This window comes from Lactobacillus sp. ESL0701 (genome assembly GCF_029433445.1).
Taxonomy (GTDB): Bacteria; Bacillota; Bacilli; order Lactobacillales; family Lactobacillaceae; genus Lactobacillus.
In genome coordinates this window covers 154,624-179,822 of the sequence record NZ_JAQTIC010000002.1, presented here as the reverse complement: position 1 = coordinate 179,822, position 25,199 = coordinate 154,624, and the positions used below count along the sequence as shown (strand labels likewise).

Genomic DNA, 25,199 nt, shown 5'->3' with positions numbered 1-25,199 from the left:
AGGAGGCAAAAGAATTGGCTTTTAGTAAAATAGGTAAATTTTTTGGCATTTCTGATGAAGATGAAGACATGCTTGATACAGAAGAATACCTTGATGACCAAGAGATTGACAACGATAATGTTCCAGCCAATACAATTGATCATGATAAGATAGTTTCAATTAAGTCAGGGATGAATGCTGCTAAAAGCAAAATTGTCCTATACGAACCGCGAGTTTATTCTGATGCCAAAGATGTTGCCCAAAATTTGCTGAATAACAAAGCAGTTATCATTAATTTTAGTAGAATGGAAGATACATCTGCTAGACGGATTGTTGACTTTATTACCGGGACAGTTTATGCCCTGAATGGTGAAATTCAACGTATTGGTGATAAGATTTTTTTGGCAACGCCACCTAAGTTTGTAACTAACGGTAAAATTAGTGATTTAGTTGATAAGAAAGATAATTTAAGTTAATGCTCACAATAGTTTCTTATGTTTTAAGTGCAATCAACTGGATAATCTGGATATACAGTATCATTATGGTAATTGATGCGATTATGAGTTGGGTACCGTTTTTGCGAGATTCGGCTGTTGGTAGATTTCTTAACCGAATAATTGATCCTTATTTAAATATTTTTCGTAAGGGTCCAATTCAAAAATTATCGTATGCAACGGGGTTAGATTTGTCTTTCCTGTTAGGACTATTACTTCTCTATTTTATTCAGGATTACGCCCTAAATTGGCTAGCTAATATACTATTTCGGGTGTTAGGCTAATGTTAAAGAGGCAGGCAAGTAGCTTTTACCCACACTTTGATTCAGAAGAAAAATCGACTGTTGACAAGATGGTCGGTTTTTTTAATCAGGTTATTTTTAAGCATGAGGCAATGCTGACAGACTTTTTGGATCCCGCCCAAAGGGATATTTTGAAAACGGTTGTTGGCAGCGACTTATTTATCCAGGAGTTTGGTGGCTATAATGATGCGGAAAAAAAGCGCGTCTATTTAAGTGAAGACTGGGTTAATTTAATGCCGATGGACTACCAAGTAACGGCATGTGAAATCTACTATCCTAGTAAGTTTGCTCAACTAACTCATAGTTCAATTTTGGGAACATTAGCTAATTCAGGGATAGAAACAAATACCTTTGGTGATATTATTACTGATGGTACTGGTAAGTGGCAGTTCTTCATTAAAACGGAACTACTTAATTTCTTTATTCAGCAAATTGACCGTATTGGTCATACGCAGGTCAAGATTCGCTCAATTTTGCCAGCAGAAATTTTAGTACCAGAAGATGATAGTCAGATTGTCCCGCTGATTGTTGCTTCTCTTAGAATTGATGCGGTTTTGGCCGGTATCAGTAAGACGAGTCGTGGGCAATTAAAAACGGCAATTAACACCAATTTAGTAAAATTAAATTGGCATGGAGTGCAAGATTCTAATATAATAGTAAAAGTAGACGATGTCCTTAGCTTAAGACATTTTGGCAGAAGCCAAATTATGGACATTACAACAACTAAAAAAGGTAAATATAGGGTGGTGCTAAAACTGTGGCAGACAAAGAAACACAAGTAAATAGATTGACGCCAATGGACATCCACAACCAAGAATTCAAAAAGCGTGGACTTAACGGTTATGATCGTGAGCAAGTCGATAGCTTTTTGGATCAGGTTGTAGATGATTATGGTGATGCTTTAGACCAAACGGTTGATTTGAAAAATGATATTGTTGGTTTAAAAGATCAAGTTGCAAAATTACAGACGCAAGTTGACCAGTATCAGAAAACTAAAAAAGAAACCGAGCAAGCGTTTGATAATGCGCAAAAACAGGCACAACAAATTATTAGTAACGCGACGCAACAAATTAAAACGAACACTAATTATGAAAAGCAGCAACAGGAAACCATTAAGGCAGATTATGAACGCCTGAAGAAGGAAGTAGCTGGCTACCGTAATTATATTCAAGATCTGTTGCAAATTGCGATTGATAATTTAAGTGATGAAAAATGGCAAAAAGCACTCGACAAATATTTTTCAACAGAACGTTTTTATCCGCCAGATGGCTCTGAACCAATTACTTTGGTTGATGACGATGAAGACATGGAAGATGATGAAGAGCTAGATGAGCTTGACAATGATGATGAAGATGACGTAAACTTTGAGGAAGATATTGAAGAGGATCAGTTTACGGACCAACCACAACCAATGACGGGTGATAGTCCAAGTAATGAAACTGTTAATCGTCAATCGTCTAATTCATTAGATAATGATTCTGGACCAGTAATTATTTTTCCAGATGATTACAAAGATCATAATTAATAATAAACTGACAGTAAAACTTGCAGGCAATTCAGCGAATTAGCGCTGGTGGGAGGCTAATGTAAGAGCCTAATAGTTGATCAGCTGCCTTATTTAGTTTATTTGCGTCAATTGCACGATACGCAATACATAAGTGGAGCTTAACAGCTCAATTTAGGTGGTACCACGATGATAAACCTCGTCCTAATTTAGGGCGAGGTTTTTTTGCAGAAAGGAATTTGAAAATGCGAGTAAAAGATACACTCAATTTGGGTAAAACCAAATTTAAAATGCGGGGCAACCTGCCGGTTCGTGAAGCTCAATGGCAACAAGAATGGGAAGAAAACAAGTTATACGAGCAAAGATTGAAGTTGAACGAGGGTAAACCACGTTTTGATTTACATGATGGTCCCCCATTTGCCAATGGTAATATTCACATGGGTCATGCCATGAACAAAATCTCCAAAGATATTATTGTTCGTTACAAAAATATGGATGGCTATTACGCACCATACGTTCCCGGTTGGGATACTCACGGCTTGCCAATTGAACAACAATTAGCTAAGCAAGGAATCGACCGTAAAACAATGGATCGAGCAGAATATCGTAAGCTCTGTGAAGAATTTGCTAGAAAAGAAATTAAAAAGCAAATGGCTGACTTCAAGCGGCTTGGCGTGATGGGTGATTGGGATCACCCATATATCACTTTGCAGCCTGAATATGAAGCCGAAGAAATTCGCCTCTTTGGTAAAATGTACGAAAATGGCTACATTTACAAGGGTAAGAAGCCCGTTTATTGGTCACCGTCAAGTGAATCAACCTTAGCTGAAGCTGAAGTAGAATATCACGATATTAAATCTCCAGCAATCTATGTTGCTTTTCCAGTTAAAGATGGTAAGGGAATTTTAGATGACAAAGATACATACTTTGTAATTTGGACGACGACACCATGGACAATTCCTTCAAACCTGGGAATTATTGTTAATCCAAAATTTGACTATTCTGTTGTTCAAGTTGGTGATAAACGTTACGTAATTGGTACTGACCGTCTTGAAGCAGTTGCCAAAGACCTTGACTGGACTGATTATCAAGTTGTCCAACACATGCAGGGAAGCGACATGGACCGCATGGTTGCTAAGCACCCATTGTATGACCAAGATTCACTAGTGATGAATGCACTCTATGTTACTGCTGATGATGGTACCGGCTTAGTTCATAGTGCTCCTGGCTTTGGTGAAGATGACTATAATGTTGGTCAAAAATATGGTCTGCCAGTTTTCAGTCCAATGGATAACAAGGGGTGTTTTACTTCTGAAATTCCCGATCCAGATTTGGTTGGTATGTTCTATGATGACGCTAATAAGGTTGTCAGTGACAAGTTAGAGAAATCTGGCAATTTACTTAAGTTAAGTTTCTTCACCCACTCATACCCTCATGATTGGCGGACAAAGAAGCCAGTTATTTATCGGGCAACGACGCAATGGTTTGCCTCAATTAAAAAGTGTCGTGACCAAATTCTTGAGCAAATCGACAAAGTGAACTTCACACCATCTTGGGGTAAGTTACGTCTGCACAATATGATTAAGGACCGTGGCGACTGGGTAATTTCACGTCAACGGGCATGGGGCGTGCCACTGCCAATTTTCTACGCTGAAGATGATACGCCGATTGTTACTCCGGAAACGATTGAGCATATTGCGCAAATCTTTGCTAAGGAAGGTTCAAATGCTTGGTACACACATTCAGCTGAAGAATTGCTTCCAGAAGGATTTACTTCAGAACATTCACCAAATGGGAAGTTTAGAAAAGAAACTGATATTTTGGATGTTTGGTTTGATTCTGGGTCATCACATCAAGCAGTTATGGCTCACCGTAAGGACTTGCGCTTCCCAGCTGACTTGTACCTTGAAGGCAGCGACCAATACCGTGGCTGGTTTAACTCTAGTTTAATTACTGCTGTTGCAACAACTGGTCAAGCACCTTATAAAGGTATCTTGTCACAAGGTTTTGTTCTTGATGATAAGGGTCACAAGATGTCGAAGTCTCTTGGCAACGTAATCTCGCCAAACGATGTAATCAAGCAAATGGGTGCGGAAATTATTCGCTTGTGGGTAGCTTCAGTTGACACTACTTCTGATGTTGCTGTTTCACAAGATATTTTGCGTCAAACTTCAGAAGGTTACCGTAAAATTAGAAATACCTTCCGTTACATGCTTGCTAACACCACTGACTTTGATCCAAGCAGCAATCGGGTAGCTTACGAAAACATGAATTCAATTGACCAATACATGGAAGTTAAATTGAATGACTTGATTAAGGAATGTCTTGACAGCTATGATCATTATGACTTTAATAGTGTTTATAAGAAGGTCTTTGCCTTTATTTCTAATGACTTGTCAGCCTTTTATCTGGACTTTGCCAAAGATGTTTTGTACATTGAGAGTAAAGATGGTCTTGCAAGACGTTCAATGCAAACCGTTATTTATGATGCCGCTGTTAAGTTAGCTAAGATCTTAACGCCAATTTTGCCGCACACAATGGAAGAAATCTGGTCATTCCTAAAAGAACCAGAAGATTACATTCAACTTGCAAATATGCCAGAAGTTGAAGAATTTGCTAACCATGACGCATTATTAGATAACTGGAAGCAGTTTATGCACTTGCGTGATGATGTTTTGAAGGCATTGGAAGAGGCACGGGATAAGAAGTTAATCGGTAAATCATTTGAAGCTGCCGTTACTATCTATCCAACTGCAGAAACTAAGGCTGTCCTTGATGAATTGGCTGCTGATTTTAGACAAATTTTAATTGTTTCTAAATTAGTGATTGCCGATGGTGAAGCTCCAGCAGATGCTGAGCAATTGCCAAATGCTGCCATTGTTGTTGAACATGCAGCAGGTGAAGCTTGCCCACGTTGCCGGATGATTAGGACAGATATCGGTAGTGATACTGACTTGCCTTTGCTTTGTGGTCGCTGTGCTGCCATTGTTAAAGAAGATCATCCTGAAGCAGTTCAAGAAGGATTAGAAGAATAATGCGTTTAGGAACAGTAAAACAGTTTGACCATGACAGTAGTTTTGGTTTTATTGAGGATAATGACAACCATAAGTCGTACTTTGTATTTTATACAGCGATTAAAGAGGAGGGCTATCGCCGTCTTCAAGTGGGCCAAAAGGTTAAGTATCAACTTGCACAAGGTAAAAATGGTTTGCAATGTGTTAACGTGTATTTAGCTGATACGCAGGAAAGTGAGTAAATGGATTTAACAGAGACTGAAATTTCTTCAAAAGAAATTTTCAAGGGCCGAATTGTTGATCTTGCTGTTAGAACAATTAGGCTGCCTAACGGTGCTAGTGCAACTAGAGAAGTGGTTAACCACCAACCAGCTGCGGCGGTAATTGCGGTTAATAGTAAGCAGGAAATGCTGCTGGTTGAACAGTGGCGTGAGCCGATTAAAGAATTGACTTTGGAGATTCCAGCTGGGTTAATTGATGAAACTGATGCTAGTCCATTGGATGCAATGAAGCGCGAGTTGAACGAAGAAGGCGGCTATCGCGCAGATTATTGGGAAAAAGTCGCTGAATTTTATTCTTCTCCCGGTTTTACTAATGAAAAATTGCATTTGTTTTATTGTGATACATTAACCGAGTTAACTGACAAGCGGCCCCTTGATACTGATGAGTTTTTAACTACTCATTGGTATAATCTAGCTGATTTAAAGCAACTGTCTGCTCAGGGTAAAATTGTTGATGCTAAAACCTTATATGCAATGAGTGTATGGGAAAACATGCTGCTGACAGGTGCAAAAGCAAAGGAATAATATGACTGAGAAACGATCCGATTACCGTAAACAAGTAAAACGTAAAAAGAATAATAACCTTTTACATACGATTAAGTCAGCTTTTGATGGTGAAGGCGAAGAAGTTGATGTCAATCCTGATTTTAAGCGCGATCCTGAAGAAAAAAGGCGTGCGGAGCAGAAAACTGCTTCAGGATCAAATACGCGACTTCACGCGACGCGTGAAGCTGAGGCAAAAAAGACTACAAAAGCAGGAAAAGAGCCTAGTACTGACAAGGCATTACTTTTAAAGAAAAAGCTGAATCGAGCAATTCTGATTGTAATTGTTTTAATTGTTTTGGTATTATTGGCATTGTTTCATTTATAAAGATAAAATTTTATTTGAGGATAAAGATGAAGATAGCAATTATTGTCCCGATGGCAATTGAGGCAGAATATTATCGTAAAAATTTTCACTCAGGTAACAAAGAAATGTTCGGATCAACCGTATTCGAGCATTTTTGCGTTAACGGCAATGATATTTATTTGGGCTTGAGTGGAATTGGCAAGGTACAGGCAGCAATGAATTTGGCAAGCCTATTAAGTAATGTGGATGTTGACTTAATCTTGATGACGGGAACGGCTGGCTCACTAGCTGCCGCAGTTCATAGGGAAGACTTATTATTAGCAGATGCATTCACTTATCATGATGCACACAATACCTTGGCTGGTGATTACGTTGAAGGCCAAATTCCGGGAGAACCAGCAGAGTTTAATTTGACCTCACCAGCTAGAGAAGACTTTAAGCAGTTCCTAACTGAGCAAAAGGTGCCCTTTAAGGAAGGTTTGATTGTTACTGGGGATGCCTTTATTGGTTCTGATGTCCAAAAAGATGCGATTAAGCAGAATTTCCCTGATGCCTTAGCTGTAGAAATGGAAGGGGCTGCTTTTGCGCAAGTTGCTTACCACTTTAATAAGCCGTTGATTGCTTTACGGGCAATTTCCGATAATGGTAATGATGATGCTAACGAAGATTTTGATGAATTTGCCCAAAAAGTTGGTGCTAAAGCGGCTAAACTGATTTGTGCTTATTTAGAGAAGATGAATTAAATGCAAGAAATTTATTTAGATAATGCGGCAACAACACCAATGTCACCGCAAGTTATTGATGTTATGACTCGCGAAATGAAAAGCGATTTTGGTAATGCATCTAGTACTTATGAATTGGGTCGTAAAGCACGCCATACGGTCGATCATGCTCGCAGCCAAATAGCCAAAGCAATTAACGCAGATGATAGTGAGATTATTTTTACTTCGGGTGGTTCAGAAAGCAATAATACGGCGATCTTTGGTGTAGCACGCAGCCAGCAAAAGATTGGCAAGCAAATTATCACCACTAAGATTGAGCATCCGTCAGTTTTAAACCCAATGCGTCAATTAGAGCGTGAAGGGTATGAAGTTACTTACTTAGATGTTGATGAGACTGGTCATATTTCACTTACTGATCTAAAAAATGCATTAACACCCGAAACAATTTTGGTGTCAATTATGGCCGTGAATAATGAGGTTGGTAGTATTAATCCACTAGCAGAAATCGGTGCAATTGTGGCAGATAGTAACGCCTACTTTCATGTTGATGCGGTTCAAGGTTTAGGTAATATTGATCTTGACGTTAAAGAAATGCAAATTGACTTATTATCAACTTCGGCGCATAAGATTAATGGACCAAAGTTTTTGGGCTTTTTATATGAAAATAAACAAATTGATATACCACCGTTAGTCTTAGGCGGCGAGCAGGAAACTAAACGGCGAGCTGGTACAGAAAATGTGCCGGCAATCGCGGGCTTTGGTGAAGCAGTTAGTGAAATTGCGGCAGTTGATAAAACCGTTTTACAGGCAAAGTATGCGCATTGGCAAGAGATGATTTTACAAGAGCTTAATCAAGCTGGTGTCGCATATGAGGTTAATGGTGGGCGCGGCGAACACGTATCGCATCATGTGCTTAATTTGCGAATTACCGGTGTCAGCACGACAATTTTGCAGGCAAATCTTGATTTAGCTGGATTTGCAGTTTCGGGCGGTTCTGCCTGTACGGCAGGTTCACTTGAACCTTCGCATGTTTTGGTAGCCTGCTTTGGCAAAGATTCGCCACGTGTTAACGAATCAATTCGGATTTCTTTTGGGCGGTATAATACTGATGAGGAAGTAGCTGCTTTTGCGCAAGAATTAAGCAAAATTGCTTGTAAAGTACAAAAATAATTGCTTTCTTTAGCAAGTTAACTTATTATAAGTAAGTGAGGTAAAATTATGGCAAATACAGTTGTAATTAATGGTGATCAGCGCAAGTTTACACTTAGTCCTGATTTGAAACTCTATGCGTTGATTGATGCCGGTTTTGTCAAAACCGCTAAGGGCAATTATAATTATGAACATCCGCTTTATAATGATTCCCCTTATGATGCACCAACTAAACTTAAAATGACGATTAACAAGGACATGACGCGGTTAACAATGGTGGTAACTGATCGTAATGGCCTGCAGAAGGTAAATATTTTTAAGAACAAGCAATTAGCGCAAACAGTAGAACTGTTAGATTATATTTTAAAGGATCTCGAAGAACGCAAAATTATTGTTCCAGTAAAGGATTGATGAAGGTTGACAGAAAAGAAGACAAGAGTCGTTGTCGGCATGAGTGGTGGTGTAGATTCATCTGTATCGGCACTACTTTTAAAAGAGCAGGGCTATGATGTCATTGGCGTCTTTATGAAAAATTGGGATGACACTGATGATGCGGGTGTTTGTACAGCAACCGAAGATTATGATGACGTTAAAAGAGTGGCGGATCAAATCGGCATTCCATATTACTCAATTAATTTTGAAAAGGAATATTGGCAACGCGTATTTGAATACTTTTTAAGTGAATATAAAAAGGGCCGCACACCTAATCCAGATATTATGTGTAACAGCCAAATCAAATTCAAATCATTTTTAGAATTTGCTTTGAACTTAGATGCCGATTATATTGCCATGGGTCATTATGCTAAGACGGTTACTGACGCAAATGGTATTGCTCATATGATGCGTCCAAAAGATGGCAATAAGGATCAGACATATTTCCTAAGTCAACTAAGCCAGAAGCAGATTAGTAAGGTTATTTTTCCACTAGCAAACCTGACCAAGCCACAGGTGCGTGAAATCGCAATTAAGGCAGGCTTGGCAACAGCGAAAAAGAAGGATTCAACGGGAATTTGTTTTATTGGTGAACGCAATTTCCGTAAGTTCTTGAGTGAATTTTTGCCAGCTAAGTCTGGTAAAATGATTACACCAGATGGTAAGGTTGTTGGCGAGCATGCAGGACTGATGTATTATACAATTGGTCAGCGTTCAGGTCTTGGTCTTGGTTCAACTAAGGAGTCAACTGATCCTTGGTTTGTCGTTGGTAAAGATCTTGAGAAGAATGAATTGATTGTTGAACAGGGCTATGATAGTGAACTGCTATATGCAACTAAATTAGAAGCCAGTGATATGTCATTCTTTACTGGTCAGCCAGATCATGACTTCAAGATCCATTGCAGTGCGAAGTTCCGCTATCGCCAGTGTGATGTTGGCGTGACGGTTGAATATCATGCCAAGCAAAATACTGCGACAGTTTACTTTGATGAACCAGCGCGGGCAGTTACTCCAGGACAGGCACTCGTACTTTATAACGGTGAGGAATGTCTTGGTGGTGGCAATATTGACGCCGCATACCAAGAAGATAAGCAATTACAATTAGTTTAATTTGATTTAAAAGAGGAAGGCACAATTTGCTTTTCTCTTTTTCTTTTACCTTCATTAAATGATAAACTAGACAAGTAACAGCAATAGAAAAGAGATAAAATACTGATGCGGATTTATTTTGTACGGCATGGCAAGACTGAGTGGAACCTTGAGAAGCGCTTTCAAGGCGGACAAGGAGATTCTCCACTATTGCCGCAAAGTCTAATTGATATTAAAAAACTGGGGCAGCATCTAAAAAATACTAAATTTCGGGCAATTTATTCTAGTCCGTTAAAGCGTGCCTTTGCGACTGCACAGGGAATTGACGATGCAATGAATGCCCAATTGCCAGTGATTATTGATGAGCGCCTGCGTGAATTTAATTTAGGTAAAATGGAGGGCATGCAGTTTGAGGCTGCTCAGCAAAAGTATCCGGCACAAGTTGATGATTTATGGCATCATCCTGAAAAATATGATGGACACTCAATTAACGGTGAAGATTATCCAGAAGTTATTGCTCGCGGACAAGATTTTGCACGTAGTGTAGCTCAAAAATTTACTAACTCAGATGATAAGGTATTAGCAGTTAGTCATGGGGCTGCTCTTTCGGCAATTATGGGTGGTCTATTAGGCTTTTCTCTCAAAAATTTACGGCAAAACGGTAGTTTAAATAATACTAGTTTAACGATTTTAGAAACAAATGATCAAGGGCAGACGTGGCACTCATTAATTTGGAATGAAACTGACTTTTTAGACCGCAAACTTTCAGAAACGGACGCATTATAAATGGCAAAACAGGATAAACATCAAGCAGACATTGATCACAAAATTCATCAATTAATAACTAAAATTGATCGCGAGCCGCAGAATCCAGATAATTATCTGCAGCTAGCGACTTACTTATTAAATGAAGGCAGTTTTACCCAAGCAACACAGTTGTTGGAGCAGGCTAAGCAGTTAGTTAAAAAGCCGCAAGACTTAGATTATGATTTAGCAGTATGTTATTACATGCAGGGCGATTTTGACAAGGCATTGACCCTACTTGACCAAATTCCTAATGATGATTTGGTTTTATACCAAAAGGCATTAGTTTATCTTAAAATCGGCCAAAAGCAAAAGGCCCTAGCCTATGCACTGACAATCAAGCAGATTGATAATCGCGTGCGGGAATTATTGGGTGATATTTGGCTTAGCCTTGGAGAGTTAAAGGAAGCGCGCACTATTTATGAACAAATTCCAACTCCTGATAGAAGTGCCAAAGTTAACTTTTTGCTGGGAATTACGGTTTTAGAAGATGATCGCAAAGAGGCCCGACAATTTATGCAAACGGCGAAAAAACAGGACCCTAAATATTATCAGCAAGCACTCGACCAGTATGCATCAATTCTTAAATTAGTTAAGGATAAGGATAAGGATAACGGTAATGACTGAATTTGTAGGCAAGATTAACGGTATTGTTTTTGAAAATAATCAGGACCTATACAAAATTCTTGATGTGACAATTAACGGTAAGTTAGCTGATTATGATCGTGATGAGATTAAAGTCACTGGCAACTTTGGCGAGGTACAAGTTGGTGGAACCTACCAATTCTCAGGTAAATTGGTGGTTCACAACAAATTCGGATTGCAGTTTCGCTGTGATAGCTACCAGCAGGCCTTACCACATGAGGAGGGGAGTTTAAGCCGTTATTTGAGTTCAAGCAAGTTCCCCGGAATTGGCAAAAAAGCCGCCAATACAATTATTGCTGAACTGGGCGTTAATGCCTTGACAGTGCTCAAAGAAAATCCGGCTAAGATTGCCACGCTGCCCTTGACGCAAAAGCAAAAAGACAGTTTGCTTGCCGGTGTGAATTCGATGGATTCTTATTCAGAGATTATTTTGAAGCTGACGCAATTTGGCTTAAATAAAAAAGTTGCCAGTCGTCTGTATCAAATCTATCACGGTGAAACGTTAACCAAGCTGCAAGAAGATCCCTATGCTTCAATTGACGAGGTCACAGGTTATGCCTTTAAGAGTGCTGACCGTATAGGGCAAGAACTAGGGATTTCAGTTGATGACCCACGCAGAATTAACGGGGCGATTTTTCAAATTTTGCTTGATGAGTTAAGTAAAGCGGGGAACACCTATGTTAACTTAGCTCAATTATTGACGGATACTAGCAAGCTTTTGCAAATCAATCAATTTGATCCTATCGCTAATTGCGTGAATCAGCTCCAACATGATGGCAAGGTAGTTGTTTCTGGTGAAAATGCGGCATTGCAAAATATTGCCCAGACGGAAAATGATATTGCCTTAACCATGAAAAACTTGATTGAACGGCGCAATGAACAGGATGAAGATGAGCAATATAGTGATCACGACGTTAAAAAAGCCATTAAAAAGGCTGAAAAAGAGCTAAAAATCAAGTATGATGATACGCAAAAAGCCGCCATTAAAAACGCTTTGACCCACCCGATTTCAATTTTGACAGGTGGACCTGGTACTGGTAAAACGACAATTATTAACGGGATTTTGTTGGCGTTGCGCGATTTGGCAGAGATACCTTCTTCTGCTCTATACAGCAGTGATCCGCCATTTTTATTAGCTGCTCCAACTGGTCGGGCGGCTAAGAGAATGGAAGAAATCACGGGTATCACTGCCAAGACAATTCACCGCATGTTGGGAATGGGAATTGGTGAAAATGATGCTGCTGATCTCAATGAACTAAATGGTGAAATTTTAATCATTGATGAAATGTCGATGGTTGACATGTTCTTGTTTAAGCAGCTGATTTCTAGTATTAATCAAACTAAGCACGTTGTCTTTGTCGGTGATAAAGATCAGCTGCCGTCAGTCGGTCCGGGTAATGTCTTCAGTGATTTAATTAAGTCGCAAGTTTTACCAACAACTGTTTTAACCCAAATTCACCGCCAGGGGGATGACTCAAGTATTATTACCTTGGCACATGATATTAATGAGGGCACCGATCAAGATGCCATGTTTCAAAAGACCAAAAATTATTCATTCATTTCTTGCCCGCCGCACGAGATTGGTCATGTTGTCAGTCAAATTGTTGAGCGGGCTCTGCAGAAGTTTAGTCCGGATGATATTCAGGTTCTTGGAGCAATGTATCATGGTGAAGGCGGCGTTACCAACTTAAACAATTTAATCCAGGAAATTATGAATCCGGCAAAGCCTGATAGCAAGTATCTTGAAGTCCATGATGAAATCTTTCGGATTGGCGACAGGGTTTTGCAGCTGCAAAATAATCCGGAAAAAGATATTTATAATGGTCAAATCGGTAAAATTATTTCGCTTGATACTAAAAATGCTCAAAAATGTCTGACAGCAGACTTTGATGGTCGCGAAGTCAATTTTAGCAAGAAGGATTTGTTTGACCTGACGCGGGCTTATGCAATTACAATTCATAAGTCGCAGGGGTCAGAATTTCCGTTGGTCATTCTAAATTTAACGATGCAGAATTACGTGATGCTTAAGCGGAATTTGCTATATACGGCGGTGACGCGGGCAGAGAAAAATTTGGTTTTGGTTGGCGATCCACGCGCCTATGTAATGGCACTTAATACATCGGGGAATGACCGCAAAACTGGCTTGACTACCAAGTTGCAAAAATTACTTGGACAAGAACCAAATAATGATGCCGTGGATGACGAGCTGGTCCCGGCAGCGGAAACCACTGATGAACAGAATAAGCAGCCGCAAGATTATATTTTGACATCAGAATTGATTTATTCTGGTGAAATTGATCCAATGATTGGGATGCAGGGCATTAAATTAACATCACGAACATAAAACGGGGGGTAAACAATGGTAAAAGAATTAGCGAACCAGTTACAACTTAACCAAGCAATTGGCGATTGGGTGGCAGCACACACTGGGGTTACAGCCGTTAGCAGCGACACTTTAGAGGTGGCAACAACGGCGATTGACTCTTATGGTGATACGGTATATTGCTTTGTCCAGCAAGTTGGTGAGCGATATTTAGTCACTGATGATGGTCGAATGCTGTTTAAACTTGATCCTGGAATCAGTGATACGGATTTATATGAAACAACTGCCGAAATTGCTTTAGGGGCAGGCTATGATTTTAATGAAGAAAATTGTGAAATTTCTGTCCAAGTTGAACAGGACAATTTGGCTCAAGCAATAGTCAAGTTAGCTCAATTACAAGTTGCGATTTCATATTTAGGTTAAAAATAGCAGTGGTGACCGTCTAGGTTGCCACTTTTTAATTGGTTGCGGTTACCTTAATTATTATACTTGACATTTATACTAGAAAGGGCAAAATTAATTTTATGAAATGAGGTAATAAAAATTAAAAAACAGAAAATTGGGTTGGTATCACTGACTCTTTTGTCATTAGGTTCGATTATTGGCTCGGGTTGGCTATTTGGTGCCGGAGAGGGTGCACATTTAGCAGGACCCGCGGCCATTTTTTCTTGGTTGATCGGTGCCGTTATTATGGGCTTTATTGCCATTGTTTATACTGAAATGGGTACAATGTTTCAGCAGAGTGGGGGGATGAGCCGCTTTGCCCAATATACGCACGGGTCACTGCTTGGCTTTATTGCTGCTTGGGCTAACTGGGTTTCGCTTGAAACAATTTTGCCGATTGAAGCCGTGGCTGCGGTTCAATATTTGAGCTCTTGGCCATGGCCGTGGGCAAGAAGCTTCCATCAATTAATGCATCACGGGCAGATTACGGGCATTGGCTTGTTAGTTGTTTTTGCCTTTATGGGGATCTTTACCTGGATTAATTATTATTCCGTTAACTTGATGGCGCGCTTTTCCAATACCATCACGTGGTTTAAAATTATTATTCCAACGTTAACTTTTATTTTGCTGTTGATGTCGGGCTTTAATGCCCATAATTTGGCGTTAACGACTACTAATTGGTTTCCTAACGGGACAGCGCCAATTTTTACAGCAACTACTAGTGCGGGAATTATTTTTTCTTACGATGCTTTTCAAACGGTTATTAATCTGGGCAGTGAAATTGAAAACCCGCAAAAAAATATGCGGCGGGCAATTATTATTTCGCTAGCAATCAGTGCCTTGCTATATACATTGTTGCAATTCACTTTTGTGGCTAGTATGCCGCATCATTTAATTCAGATAAAAGGCTGGTCAGGAATTAATTTCAGCTCACCATTTGCTCAACTAGCAGTGTTACTGGGACTTAATTGGTTGTCAATTTTGCTCTATATTGACGCCTTTGTTTCTCCATTTGGGACAGGAATTGCCTTCATGGCAACTACAAGTAGATCACTTGCCGCAATGGCTGAAAACAAGCACTTGCCGCACTTTTTAACTAAATTGGATTCTAAGTATCACACGCCGCATAAGGCAATGCTGGCAAGTTTAATTGTTAGTATCATTCTGGTAACCCTGTTTCCTAATTGGGGACAATTAGCAAGTGTGATTGCCACCTCCACTTTAATTGCATATTTGACCGGTCCGGTTTCAACGATGGCTTTACGTAAGTTAGCACCTAAGTTTTATCGCCCAATTAAGTTGCGTAACTTAAATATCTTAGCGCCGATAACCTTTGTGTTAACTAGTTTGGCAGTGTATTGGGGACAGTTTCCAACTACTTGGGAAGTGATGCTGGTAATCTTGGCGGGAATGCCAATTTACGCTTACTATGAATGGAGGAATAACGACCATCAGTTTAAGCAGGCCTTGAAGGGTAGTTGGTGGCTAATTAGCTATCTGATAGTTATGGCAGGATTGTCCATCTTGGGTGCTAAGGAGTTTGGTGGCTTGAATTGGCTGCATTATCCTTGGGATTTGGTCATTGTTGCTTTAATTAGTATTGGCTTTTACTATTGGGGCGTCCGCAGTGCTTATGCTGGTCCTGATTTAGAAGAAGCAGCCCAAATTAACCAAAAGGCTCAGATAGAAGAATAAATAAAAAACATTTTCGTAATTACTAGTTACGAAAATGTTTTTTACTTTAACAAATTAAAATGACTAACCCGCAATTTTAAATTAAAGGTGCGCTGATTAATTTCCTCACCATCTACTTGCGCGAATTCCTTTTGTTTAGTTTTAACGATTATTTCTTTGGCTTCAATGTAATGGAATTGCGGATCATTAATATGGGAACCATCTTTAAGCAGATGATAGAGTAATTTAAGCAGTTTAGGGATACTGAACTTTTCAACGACAATCGTATCAATTCGGTGGCTTGTAAGACTGGCGCTTGGTAATAACGGGAAGCCGCCACCAAAGTATGGCTGATTAGTTGTCGTCACTAAAAAGGCATCATCAAATTGTATTTTCTTGTTAGCGCTGCGTACTTCAATGCTAAAAGTATCTTGACTGCGCAATGCACGTAAAATGTTGGCACCGTAAATAAGCTTGCCTTCATGTAACTTATTTAGTACTTCTTTTAGTTTGGAATGATTACTAAAATGATTAACTGAAGCATCAAAACCGATACCGAAGCTGTTAGCAAAATAACTTGGCTGATCCTGATATCCAGCTAATTGAAATTTGCCACAGTCAATCTGCTTAGGTACTAAGCTTTTTTGTAAGTTTTGCAATAATTTTTCTGGATCAGTTGTTAGTTCAGCCGCGCGGGCAAAATCATTGCCAGTACCAGCAGGCAAGTAGGCAAACGGTGTTTCAGGATTAGCTGAGCGTTTAATCCCGTTTAGTACCTCGTTGAGCGACCCGTCGCCGCCGATAATTAGTAGAACATCTTCAGCATTATGTTTTTGATTACTGTAATCTTGGGCTAATTTAATTAATTCACCAGCATAAGTGCTTTTCTGGAAGCTAAAATTAATGTCGGCATCAACTAGTAGCTTTACAAGACTAGCAAAACTTTTTTTGCCTTGACCATTACCGGCTGTTTCATTAACTAGCAGGTGTAATTTCATTTTATTACTCATCTTTATATACTAAAAAAGCCCCTGAGGGCTTTTTATTATTTCTTTTCAATAATCATTGGCAGGATCATTGGCCGTCTCTTGGTTCTTGAATATAAAAAGTCAGAAAGATTTTCAACAATTGCCTTACGGATAACACTATCCTTAGGATGATCGGTCTTATCCATTTCTGATTTAAGCACATGGTAAATATGCTTCTGAGCCTGACTAATCAGGTCCGTTGATTCACGCATGTAGACAAAGCCGCGACTTAAAACATCAGGTCCAGCGAGAACACGCTTGTGCTTGTAATCAACAGTTGCCACAGCTACCACTAAGCCTTCTTCAGATAGAACTTGGCGGTCATGGACAACAACATTACCAACATCAGCAGTACCTGAAGTATCAACGTAAACATCGCCTGCCGGAATATGACCAGCAATTCGCGAACCTTCTGGGCTAAAGCAGAGTACCTCACCATTTTCTAAAACGAAGGTGTGATCTTTAGGAACTCCTGCAGCTTGCGCCAATTCTGTATGAACAACCTGCATACGGTATTCACCGTGAACCGGAATCATATATTGCGGATGGGTCAAACGAACCATCATTTTCAGTTCTTCTTGACCGCCGTGTCCAGAAGTGTGCACGTTGTTAACTCGGCCGTGAACAATATTAGCGCCGCCTTCCATTAACTTGTTAATCAAGTGGTTAACACTCAAAGTATTACCAGGGATTGGGTTAGAGGAGAAAATAATTGTATCTCCTGGCTGCAGACTAATTTGTCTGTGCGTACCATTGGCAATCCGTGAGAGGGCAGCTAATGGCTCTCCTTGCGAACCGGTACATAAGATCATGGCCTTATCAGCTGGTGTATGGTTAATTTCATTAGCATCAACGATTAAGCCCTCCGGAACATTCAAGTAGCCGAGGTCAATTCCGTTTTGTACGCCATTTTCCATACTACGACCGAAGATAGCGACTTTACGTCCCGTGTCAATCGCGGCTTGAATGGCTGTTGATACCCGATAAAGATTGGAAGCAAATGTGGCAAAGATAATTCGCCCGTGAATTCCAGTGATAATATCGTGCAATGACTTAGCCACAAATCGTTCGGATTTAGTAAATTGGGTAACTTCCGCGTTAGTCGAGTCGGAAAGAAGGGCTAAAACTCCTTCTTTACCTAACTGAGCCATCTTTTGGAAGTCTGGTGCTGGTTGGTTCATTACGGGGGTTAAGTCGAACTTAAAGTCCCCAGTAAAGACAACTGCACCCAGTGGTGTATGAACAGCAATTCCTAATGTATCAGGAATTGAGTGGGTAGTTCTAAAGAATTCAACAGATAGCTTCTTGAATTTAAGGACAGTATCTTCGTGTTCTTCGTGAAGTTCGGTTGTTCTTAGGATACCGTGTTCTTCAAGCTTGCCCTTGATTAAGGCCAAGGCAAATGGAGTGGCATAAACCGGAATTTCTGGAATTTTTTCTAGTAAAAACGGAATACCACCAATGTGGTCTTCGTGTCCATGACTGACAACTAATGCCTTGATTTTTTTGCGATTCTTAACTAGGTAAGAATAGTCTGAAATGACATAGTTAATTCCTAGCAAATCGTCTTCTGGGAATTTAATCCCGCAATCCATGATGACAATTTCATCCTGGTATTGGACACAGTACATATTTTTGCCGATTTCATGCAACCCCCCGATTGCAAAAACGGCAACTTCATTATTTTTAATGCGCACGGAAAACTACTTCTTGTTCTCAAACGACGTTAATTTAAAATCAGCGTGTTCTTTTTCGTAATCCAATGAATTACCTGCAAGTTCTTGGATGAGTTCAATGTTGTAGGGGGTATTTTCCTCAACCAATGTTCTGGCGTTAACCAAGTTGTCAGCTTCCATGTAAAGAGTTTCGGTTGTTTCTCTTCTTGGGTTAACAACCTTGTCTTTTTGATACAAAACTTTGTAGATCATCTTTGTATTCTCCTATTCAGTTATAAAAACGTTCTTAAGATGAATATTTATGAAAATATTCAATAGCTAATAAAAATTCTACCATAATTGCAATAGCAAGTATAGAAACAAGTTCCAATTAATTAAGCAAAAAAGCCGTCAAACAGGCATTGGCGGCTTCCTTGTCTTTTAACTTAACTAATAAATAACGACGGTATCTTCATCTAAATTAAATGGATCTTGCTTGTTGATGCGGTCGTAAAAGAGGTGACCACGTAAGTGCTCAATTTCGTGGGAAGCAACAATAGCTGGGTAATCCTTTAAGCGAATGGTCTTTTCTTCACCGTCAACAGTGTAATAATGAATCTTTAGCTTATCAGGACGAGGAACATATCCATCGATAACCTTGTCAACGCTAAGGCAGCCTTCGCCTTCACTAAGGCAAGCCTGACGAACAGATTCAGATAAAATTTCAGGATTGACAAAGGTTTCTTTAAAAATAATTTCGCCTTTTTCATTTGGTACAAGCAAGGAAGCCATTTGGACGCTTTCACCAACCTGCGGTGCAGCAAGACCAACGCCGGCACGTAATTGGTGTTTTTTGGCAATCTTAGGATCTTGCGAATTAATTAGGTATTCCATCATCTCGTCAGCTAACTTGCGATAATGGTCACTAAGCGGAAAACTCAACGGTTGCGCTACTTTACGCAATACAGGATTACCATCGCGGGTAATATCTTTCATTAAAATCAATTAAATTCACTCTTTCATCTAAAAGTTCTACATCTATTTTTACCATAAATCTGGTTTAATTGTCTGACTTTTATTCTATACTATTTTTCAATTTTGAAAAAGAGGGATAAACGTTGACCTACATATACTTAGGTGGTAAAATCAATGAGCGTAACTACACAGATATTAAAACACTTCGATCAGCATGTTTTTAAGCGTGCCGCCGAAACTGTGACCAGGTCACAGTTTTTTTATTGAGGAGTGGAGGAGGAATACTTTTGTCAGAAAAAAGAAGAGACGATATTAGAAATATAGCTATCATAGCTCACGTTGACCACGGTAAGACTACTTTGGTTAACCAATTATTGAAGCAATCCGATACTCTGCCTGAGCATATGGCTTTGGAAGATCGGGCAATGGATTCAAATGATATTGAACGTGAACGTGGTATTACTATCTTATCTAAGAATACTGCAGTTAAATATGGTGATACAACTATCAACATTTTGGATACGCCAGGACACGCCGATTTTGGTGGTGAAGTTGAGCGAATCATGCACATGGTTGATGGAGCATTGCTATTAGTTGATGCCTACGAAGGTACAATGCCGCAGACTCGTTTCGTATTGAAAAAAGCTTTGGAAGCCGGTGTTAAGCCAATCGTTGTTATTAACAAGATTGACCGTCCTGGTGCTCGTCCTAAGCAAGTTATGGATGAAGTATTGGAACTCTTTATCGAATTGGGTGCCAATGATGAACAGCTTGACTTCCCAGTTGTTTATGCTTCAGCTTTGAACGGTACTTCTTCATACGAAGCTGACCCAGCAACTCAAAAAGAAACAATGGATCCAATTTTCGATACCATTATTAAGGCAATTCCAGCTCCACTTGACAACATTGATGAACCATTACAATTCCAAATTACAATGCTTGACTGGGATGACTACGTTGGTCGAATTGGTGTTGGTCGAATTTACCGCGGTCAAGTTAAAGTTGGCGACAACATCACTGTGATGAAGCGTGATGGTTCAACGCAAAACTTCCGGGTTACTAAGCTCTTTGGTTTCTTCGGTTTGAAACGTAATGAGATTAAAGAAGCCAAAGCTGGTGACATCATTGCCATCAGCGGAATTAACGATATCTTCGTTGGTGAAACAATTGCTTCAGCTGAGAATCCAGAAGCATTGCCATTACTTAAGATTGATCCACCAACTTTGCAAATGGACTTTGTTGCTAGTGACTCACCATTTGCTGGCCGCGAAGGTGACAAGGTTACTCCTAAGAAACTAGAAGACCGTTTGATTAAGCAAACTCGGACTGATGTTTCTTTGAAGGTTGAACCAACTGACCAAATTAACGCTTGGACTGTTTCTGGTCGTGGTGAATTGCACTTGTCAATTTTGGTTGAAGAAATGCGGCGTGAAGGCTTTGAATTACAACTTTCACGGCCAAAGGTTATCTATCGTGAAATCGACGGTACAATGTGTGAACCATTTGAAGCTGTTCAAGTTGATACTCCAGACGAATACGTTGGTTCAGTTATTGACTCATTGTCACAAAGAAAAGGCGAGATGCAGAACATGACCTCAACTGGTAATGGTCAAACCCGTCTTGACTTCTTAGTACCATCTCGTGGTTTAATTGGTTACAACAACGAATTCATGTCACAAACTGGTGGTTACGGTATCATGAACCACAGTTTTGATTCATACAAGCCAGTTGTTAAGAATTGGGAACCAGGTCGAGTAAACGGTGCCTTAGTTTCAATTAGTCAAGGTAAGTCAACTACTTACTCATTGCAAACTGTTGAACAACGTGGTCAATTGTTTATCGGTGCTGGTGTTGAAGTTTACGAAGGAATGATTGTTGGTCAATCTTCTCGTGATCGCGACATCGCAGTTAATGTTATTAAGGGTAAGAACTTAACTAACACTCGTGCTGCTGGTAAAGACCACGCTGCTGCTATTCATGCACCTAAGAAGTTGACTTTGGAAGAAGCAATTGAATTCTTAAACGAAGATGAATATTGTGAGGTAACTCCTGAATCAATTCGTCTTCGGAAGAAGATTTTGAACACTTCAGAACGTCAAAAGGCTGATAAGAAGCGTAAACGTAACTAATCAAAGTTTAATAAATTCAAAAAAAGAGCATTCACTTGATGAAGTGGTGCTCTTTTTGCTTTATAATAAAAACAGGTTTTTTACCCTAAAGGAGAGGCTATCCGTGCGTGAAAAAATACACCATTTAGATTACAAAATTTTAGTGCCATATTTGTTGCTGATTGTTATTGGGATCATTATGGTTTATTCGGCAAGTTCTGATATTTTGCTGGTAAATGGTTTTAAGCCATCAGTTTATGGTGTTAGACAGGCAGAATATGCGATTGCTGGATTAGCATTTGCCTTTATATTCTTTAAATTAAAACTTGAGAATTTAAAGAGCGCTAAGTTTGTTGAGTGGTTTTTAGGCATTAGCATGCTGCTGCTGCTTTATTTAATTGGTTTAAAAGTTGTCAAAGGTTCAGCTGCCGCTGTTAATGGTGCTGTTGGCTGGATTGATCTGAAATTTATTAAAATTCAACCGCTGGAAATTGCCAAATTAGCTCTAGTAGTTTATCTTGCGTTTATTTTAGATCGGCATGACGGTGCCTTTCGGCGCGGTCATATTATCGAAAATTTGTCGCGTCCAGCAATATTAGCTGGAATTATGATGTTTTTGGTATTGCTTGAACCCGACTTTGGGGGAACAGCAATTTTAGCGATGATTGTGATTGTGATGTTTTCCATGTCGGGGGTGCCCGCTAAGACAGCATTGATCTGGCTAATTGGTATTGGTGCGGGCGTCTTTTTGCTGGTAACGCTAGTCATACATTGGAATCCCAAATTTTTGCAAGATAGCTATCAATATCAACGTTTTATGTCCTTTTTGCACCCATTTCAATTGGAGCAAAAGGGTGGCGCGCAGCTAGTTAACTCTTATTATGCAATTCATAATGGTGGTCTGTTTGGTGTAGGTCTTGGCAACAGTATGCAAAAGCGTGGCTATTTGCCGGAACCATATACAGACTTTATTTTGTCAATTGCTGCTGAAGAACTTGGCGTAATTGGCGCAATCGTAATTGTTGGTCTGCTCTTTTATTTAATGTGGAGCATTATGGAAGTGGGGATTCATGCTAATTCTCAATTCGATGCTTTGGTTTGCTTTGGCGTAACCACAATTATTTTTACAGAAACTTTATTTAATGTTGGTGCGGTATTGGGGCTGCTGCCGATTACTGGGGTTACCTTGCCGTTTATCTCTTATGGTGGTTCGTCAATGATTGTTCTTTCCGCATCAATTGGTTTAGTGCTCAATGTGGCAGCTAATGAACGAATGGAAAAGGAGGGTGAATAATGAGTATTAATCAGGACTTACAAGACACCCCAATAACTAAAAGACAAGGGCTAATTGTCTATCTTGATTCCGCCAGTAACCAGTACAAGTTACGGCATTATGGCGATATTGTCTATTTTTCTAAAAAAATGTGTTACTGCGTTTTATATACCGATCAAAAAGAGATTGACCAGGTAATGCAAAAGTTAACCTCACTTGATTTTGTCAAAAAAGTTGAAAAATCAGGTGAAGAAAATTTGGACTTATCCAGCAGCCATATTGAACAACAGATTACGGAAATGGCTCAGGCCGCAGAAGATAAACTATTAAAAGAACAGGAAAAACTAGAACATTTATCATGAGAATTATTTCTGGCAAGTATGCCAAACGCAACTTATTTACGTTAAAGAGTCAAAAGACGAGACCAACCAGTGATAAGGTTAAGGAATCACTGTTTAATAGTCTGGGGCAATTTTTTTCAGGCGGGCAGGTGCTTGACTTATATGGCGGCAGCGGTGCCTTGGGCATTGAAGCGGTATCGCGCGGCTGTGATCATGCAACAATCGTTGATATCAATTATGCAGCCGTGGAAATTATCCGTAAAAATGTCGCTCTCACTAAAGAAGAAGAACGATTTTCAGTTTATAAGATGCCCAGCAATAACGCACTTAAAAAGTTGTCTCAGGATAAGCAGCAATTTGATTTGGTATTCTTAGATCCGCCTTATGCTAAACAGCAAATAGTTAAAGACATGCAAAAAATGCTGGCATTAAATTTACTAACGTCAGAAGCAATAATTGTCGCTGAAACTGATGATGAAACTAGTTTGGACGATATTACCGGTTTTACATTGCTTAAAGAGCATCATTTAGGTAAAACGATTGTTCGTTTCTATCGGAGGGCTGAGTAATGACAGTTGCATTATTTCCGGGGAGTTTTGACCCGATTACGAATGGTCATGTTGACGTTGCCAGACAGGCGGCCGGAATGTTTGACAAACTATATGTAGTTGTAATGACTAATACAGCTAAAGAATATTTGTTTACCGTCGATGAGCGGGTCGCTTTTGCACAAGATGCGTTAAAGGATTGTCCGAATGTTGAAGTCTTGAAAAGACCGGAAGATTTGACAGTTAATGTTGCGCGTGAGTTACATGCTCAAGCTATTGTTCGCGGTGTCCGCAACAGTTCTGACTTTTTGTACGAGCAAGAGATTGCGGCAATGAATAAAAAAATGGTACCAGAAATAGCGACGGTGCTGTTATTTACCAAGCCTGAAGATAGTTTTGTTGCTTCGAGCATTATTAAGGAAGTTGCTCATTTTCATGGTGATATTAGTGCTTTTCTGCCCCAAAAGGCAGCTGAAGCCTTGAAACAAAAGTTGGGATAATTTTATGGTACAAGAGCAGCAATCAAAGCGACAGGGCAAAAAACGGGCACGAAATTGGCTATTATTCATTATTGCCCTGGTTTTAGTAGTTGTTGGTTTAAGTTGGCCAACAAATTATTACTTAGAAATGCCAGGTGAAGCGATTTCTACTGGTCAATTTGTGAAAAGCAAAAAAACTAAGCCTAATAACTTATATTTAGTAACAGTTAGTGAAACTAGTCGCCCAGCCACAGTTTGGCAATATTTATGGAGCTACACGCAAAAATATACAACGCGAATACCAAGCTCAGAATTATTGGGCGGCGAAACTAACAGCCAGTACGAGGAGCTGCAAAACTGGTACATGGAAACTAGCCAGCAAAATGCAATTTATTATGCAGCTAAACAGGCAGGTCTAAAGCCCGAGCTGCATTACAAGGGCGTTTATGTAATGCAGGTGCAAAAGCAGTCGAGTTTTAGGGGTAAATTACAAGTCGGCGATACAGTTTTAGGAGCTAATGGTCATCAGTTTAAGTCGACTGAAGAAATGATGCAATACCTGCAAAAGCAGCCGCTTCATGCACGAGTCAAAATTATGGTATTACGTGAGGGTAAACAGCAGTTTTTTACTGGCAAGATTGTGAAAGTCGCGGGAACTGGTAAATCAGGAATCGGTATTCAGCTAGTTGAGCATGTTCAGGTCACTACAAAACCGCCATTAACCATTAACGCGGGTGAGATTGGTGGACCATCTGCGGGATTAATGTTTGCTCTAACCAGTTATGAAACATTTACTGGGAAACAACTGGCAAAGGGTCACAAGATTGCCGGTACAGGAACAATTGCTCCAGATGGTAAAGTTGGCATTATTGGCGGCGTTGACAAAAAAGTTGTTGCCGCGGATAAAGTTGGTGCTGAAGTTTTCTTTGCCCCGACGGATACAACTGGGGTCAAAAAATCAGCTAGTAATTATTTGATTGCTAAAAAAACGGCGCGGACAATTCATTCAAAGATGAAAATTGTTCCCGTAAGAACTTTCACTGATGCCCTCAATTACTTAAAACAGAATTATTAATTAAAAAAGTC

The 25,199-nt window shown here is 39.7% G+C and carries 27 protein-coding genes; 23 read left to right on the top strand and 4 right to left on the bottom strand.

Annotated features, from left to right (window positions below):
• Positions 1-14: 14 nt before the first annotated feature.
• The 17 genes from sepF (at position 15) to PT281_RS02205 (ending at position 15,727) form a co-directional block, all read left to right on the top strand.
• The gene (sepF, locus tag PT281_RS02285) at positions 15-455 is read left to right on the top strand and encodes a cell division protein SepF (protein ID WP_277151663.1); all 441 of its coding nucleotides are present in this window, start codon (positions 15-17) and stop codon (positions 453-455) included.
• The gene (locus tag PT281_RS02280; protein ID WP_277151661.1) at positions 455-757 is read left to right on the top strand and encodes a YggT family protein; all 303 of its coding nucleotides are present in this window, start codon (positions 455-457) and stop codon (positions 755-757) included. Before sepF ends, PT281_RS02280 begins: the two co-directional genes overlap by 1 nt.
• Positions 757-1,557 (top strand): YlmH/Sll1252 family protein, encoded by an 801-nt coding sequence (locus PT281_RS02275; protein ID WP_277151660.1) that lies wholly within the window; start codon positions 757-759, stop codon positions 1,555-1,557. Before PT281_RS02280 ends, PT281_RS02275 begins: the two co-directional genes overlap by 1 nt.
• Entirely contained in the window at positions 1,533-2,300 is a 768-nt protein-coding gene (locus PT281_RS02270; RefSeq protein WP_277151658.1) for a DivIVA domain-containing protein, read from the top strand. Before PT281_RS02275 ends, PT281_RS02270 begins: the two co-directional genes overlap by 25 nt.
• Positions 2,301-2,524: 224 nt before the next feature.
• Positions 2,525-5,314, top strand: a complete 2,790-nt coding sequence (gene ileS, locus PT281_RS02265; RefSeq protein ID WP_277151657.1) for an isoleucine--tRNA ligase — start codon at positions 2,525-2,527, stop codon at positions 5,312-5,314.
• Complete coding sequence (locus tag PT281_RS02260) at positions 5,314-5,535, top strand: cold shock domain-containing protein (protein ID WP_277151655.1); 222 nt, start codon at positions 5,314-5,316, stop codon at positions 5,533-5,535. The genes ileS and PT281_RS02260 overlap by 1 nt, the downstream gene beginning before the upstream one ends.
• Positions 5,536-6,099, top strand: coding sequence for an NUDIX hydrolase (locus PT281_RS02255; protein WP_277151653.1), 564 nt, complete (start codon positions 5,536-5,538; stop codon positions 6,097-6,099).
• 1 nt (position 6,100) lies between these two features.
• Positions 6,101-6,445 carry a hypothetical protein gene (locus tag PT281_RS02250; protein ID WP_277151651.1) on the top strand — a complete coding sequence of 115 codons (345 nt, stop codon included), beginning with the start codon at positions 6,101-6,103 and terminating at the stop codon, positions 6,443-6,445.
• Between the two features lie 26 nt (positions 6,446-6,471).
• Positions 6,472-7,167 carry a 5'-methylthioadenosine/adenosylhomocysteine nucleosidase gene (locus PT281_RS02245; RefSeq protein WP_277151649.1) on the top strand — a complete coding sequence of 232 codons (696 nt, stop codon included), beginning with the start codon at positions 6,472-6,474 and terminating at the stop codon, positions 7,165-7,167.
• Positions 7,168-8,316 (top strand): cysteine desulfurase family protein, encoded by a 1,149-nt coding sequence (locus PT281_RS02240; RefSeq protein WP_277151647.1) that lies wholly within the window; start codon positions 7,168-7,170, stop codon positions 8,314-8,316.
• 48 nt (positions 8,317-8,364) lie between these two features.
• The gene (locus PT281_RS02235) at positions 8,365-8,706 is read left to right on the top strand and encodes a DUF1831 domain-containing protein (RefSeq protein ID WP_277141578.1); all 342 of its coding nucleotides are present in this window, start codon (positions 8,365-8,367) and stop codon (positions 8,704-8,706) included.
• A 6-nt stretch (positions 8,707-8,712) separates the two neighbouring features.
• A complete protein-coding gene (gene mnmA, locus PT281_RS02230) occupies positions 8,713-9,837 on the top strand; it encodes a tRNA 2-thiouridine(34) synthase MnmA (RefSeq protein ID WP_277151645.1) in 1,125 nt (374 codons plus the stop codon).
• 105 nt (positions 9,838-9,942) lie between these two features.
• Entirely contained in the window at positions 9,943-10,602 is a 660-nt protein-coding gene (locus PT281_RS02225; RefSeq protein WP_277151643.1) for a histidine phosphatase family protein, read from the top strand.
• The gene (locus PT281_RS02220) at positions 10,603-11,247 is read left to right on the top strand and encodes a tetratricopeptide repeat protein (protein WP_277151642.1); all 645 of its coding nucleotides are present in this window, start codon (positions 10,603-10,605) and stop codon (positions 11,245-11,247) included.
• The gene (locus tag PT281_RS02215; RefSeq protein ID WP_277151639.1) at positions 11,240-13,609 is read left to right on the top strand and encodes an ATP-dependent RecD-like DNA helicase; all 2,370 of its coding nucleotides are present in this window, start codon (positions 11,240-11,242) and stop codon (positions 13,607-13,609) included. Before PT281_RS02220 ends, PT281_RS02215 begins: the two co-directional genes overlap by 8 nt.
• Positions 13,610-13,624: 15 nt before the next feature.
• A complete protein-coding gene (locus PT281_RS02210; RefSeq protein ID WP_277151637.1) occupies positions 13,625-14,011 on the top strand; it encodes a DUF1828 domain-containing protein in 387 nt (128 codons plus the stop codon).
• Positions 14,012-14,152: 141 nt separating this feature from the next.
• Entirely contained in the window at positions 14,153-15,727 is a 1,575-nt protein-coding gene (locus PT281_RS02205) for an APC family permease (RefSeq protein ID WP_277151634.1), read from the top strand.
• Between the two features lie 41 nt (positions 15,728-15,768).
• Here the strand turns inward: PT281_RS02205 and PT281_RS02200 are convergent, their stop codons facing one another.
• The 4 genes from PT281_RS02200 to def form a co-directional block, all read right to left on the bottom strand.
• Positions 15,769-16,716 carry a YegS/Rv2252/BmrU family lipid kinase gene (locus tag PT281_RS02200; protein WP_277151633.1) on the bottom strand — a complete coding sequence of 316 codons (948 nt, stop codon included), beginning with the start codon at positions 16,714-16,716 and terminating at the stop codon, positions 15,769-15,771.
• A 35-nt stretch (positions 16,717-16,751) separates the two neighbouring features.
• Positions 16,752-18,431 carry a ribonuclease J gene (locus PT281_RS02195; protein WP_277151631.1) on the bottom strand — a complete coding sequence of 560 codons (1,680 nt, stop codon included), beginning with the start codon at positions 18,429-18,431 and terminating at the stop codon, positions 16,752-16,754.
• Positions 18,432-18,437: 6 nt separating this feature from the next.
• On the bottom strand, positions 18,438-18,662 hold the full coding sequence (locus PT281_RS02190; protein WP_277151629.1) for a DNA-dependent RNA polymerase subunit epsilon: 225 nt from the start codon (positions 18,660-18,662) through the stop codon (positions 18,438-18,440).
• A gap of 177 nt (positions 18,663-18,839) precedes the next feature.
• Entirely contained in the window at positions 18,840-19,394 is a 555-nt protein-coding gene (gene def / locus PT281_RS02185; RefSeq protein ID WP_277151627.1) for a peptide deformylase, read from the bottom strand.
• Positions 19,395-19,651: 257 nt separating this feature from the next.
• On the opposite strand from def, the gene typA reads away from it, so the two are divergent.
• From typA to PT281_RS02155, 6 genes are all read left to right on the top strand, one after another.
• Positions 19,652-21,493 carry a translational GTPase TypA gene (typA, locus tag PT281_RS02180; protein WP_277151625.1) on the top strand — a complete coding sequence of 614 codons (1,842 nt, stop codon included), beginning with the start codon at positions 19,652-19,654 and terminating at the stop codon, positions 21,491-21,493.
• Positions 21,494-21,596: 103 nt separating this feature from the next.
• On the top strand, positions 21,597-22,766 hold the full coding sequence (locus tag PT281_RS02175; RefSeq protein WP_277151623.1) for an FtsW/RodA/SpoVE family cell cycle protein: 1,170 nt from the start codon (positions 21,597-21,599) through the stop codon (positions 22,764-22,766).
• Entirely contained in the window at positions 22,766-23,107 is a 342-nt protein-coding gene (locus PT281_RS02170) for a YlbG family protein (RefSeq protein ID WP_277151621.1), read from the top strand. The genes PT281_RS02175 and PT281_RS02170 overlap by 1 nt, the downstream gene beginning before the upstream one ends.
• Entirely contained in the window at positions 23,104-23,655 is a 552-nt protein-coding gene (gene rsmD / locus PT281_RS02165) for a 16S rRNA (guanine(966)-N(2))-methyltransferase RsmD (protein ID WP_277151619.1), read from the top strand. The genes PT281_RS02170 and rsmD overlap by 4 nt, the downstream gene beginning before the upstream one ends.
• A complete protein-coding gene (gene coaD / locus PT281_RS02160) occupies positions 23,655-24,134 on the top strand; it encodes a pantetheine-phosphate adenylyltransferase (RefSeq protein WP_277151617.1) in 480 nt (159 codons plus the stop codon). Before rsmD ends, coaD begins: the two co-directional genes overlap by 1 nt.
• A gap of 4 nt (positions 24,135-24,138) precedes the next feature.
• A complete protein-coding gene (locus PT281_RS02155) occupies positions 24,139-25,188 on the top strand; it encodes a SepM family pheromone-processing serine protease (RefSeq protein WP_277151616.1) in 1,050 nt (349 codons plus the stop codon).
• Positions 25,189-25,199 lie beyond the last annotated feature (11 nt).